General features: G+C 39.9%; 1 pseudogene. It reads right to left on the bottom strand.

Annotated elements, in window-relative coordinates:
* Window positions 1–135: 135 nt before the first annotated feature.
* Window positions 136–1,196, bottom strand: a pseudogene (locus QM481_RS24770) (IS3 family transposase); the annotation flags it as partial.
* Window positions 1,197–1,269 lie beyond the last annotated feature (73 nt).

Below are 1,269 nucleotides of genomic sequence, written 5' to 3'. Positions count from 1 at the left end.
TTGTCGGCTTCCCATTTTTAGTACAGTTTAAAAATATACATAATCTGTCTACTTTGATTATGTTTTTAACCCTTCTTGGGCTGAGTGTAGCGTAGCGGAACGAAGCCCAAGAAGGGTGTTCTGTTTTTTCATTCTATAATCTACTGGGCTCATACCTCCCAAAGAGACATGTGGACGAACGAAATTATAATCCCTCATCCATAAATCTGTTTCTTGGCGTACTTCCTCCAAAGAATCAAACACATAAGCATCTAATACATGTCTGCGGTAAGTTTGGTTAAATCGCTCAATGTAGGCATTTTGCGTTGGTTTCCCTGGCTGAATATAGTGAAAAACGATGTCATTCATCTGACTCCATTCTTGCGATAGCTTTGCTACAAATTCTGGTCCATTATCCATTCGAATCTTAGTGGGCTTACCATATTTGTTCACCAAATGGCGAAGAATATAAATCACCCTACTACTCTTGAGCGAGTAGTCTGTCTCTATGAAAAGTACTTCTCGATTGTAATCATCTATCACGTTAAAGCTTCGGAATGAACGCCCATTGTTCAAAACATCACTTATGAAATCTATGCTCCAAGTTTGAGTAAAGCTTTGGGGAACTTCTAAGGGCTCTTTCACCCTAGCTACAAGACGTTTTTTAGCCTTTCTACGAATAGAAAGACCCATCTGAACATACACCCGATGCACTCGCTTATGATTGAAATGATGACCCGCATTACGCATACGGTAGTAAAACTTCCAAAAGCCTTCACGAGGATGGTCTTTGCTCAATTGGGATAACTCATCCATTAACACTTGATCGTTCTTAACGGATTGATAGCTTAAACTGCTTCGACTCGTTTTGAAGATACGGCATGCCTTGCTAATGCCTCTTGGATAGAGTTCTTGCAACTCTCGCACAAGTGCTCGCTTGACACAAGGCTTTAGAGCTTTTTTTCTATGACATATTTTGCCATATCCAACTCCAAGGCTAGTTCTGCATACATGCGCTTGAGTTTGGCGTTCTCTTCTTCAAGTTGTTTGACCTTCTTGAGTTCGCTAGCTTCCATGCCGCCATAACGCTGACGCCATTTGTAAAAAGTTACCTTGCTGACTCCATATTCGCGAACAATGGTGTCTAAGGACTTGCCAGATTCAAATTCCTTAAGAATCTTTGCAATTTCGGTCGGACTAAATTTGCTGCTTTTCATAATACTTACTTAAAGTTAAAAAATATTACACCTTTTAAACTTTTAATCCGTACTATTTTGGGGGAAGCTTACA

This window comes from Flectobacillus rivi, assembly GCF_030056655.1.
In the GTDB taxonomy this organism is placed as follows: domain Bacteria; phylum Bacteroidota; class Bacteroidia; order Cytophagales; family Spirosomataceae; genus Flectobacillus; species Flectobacillus rivi.
Note: the sequence above shows the minus strand (reverse complement) of the source record. Positions and strands in the feature narration are given on the sequence as shown.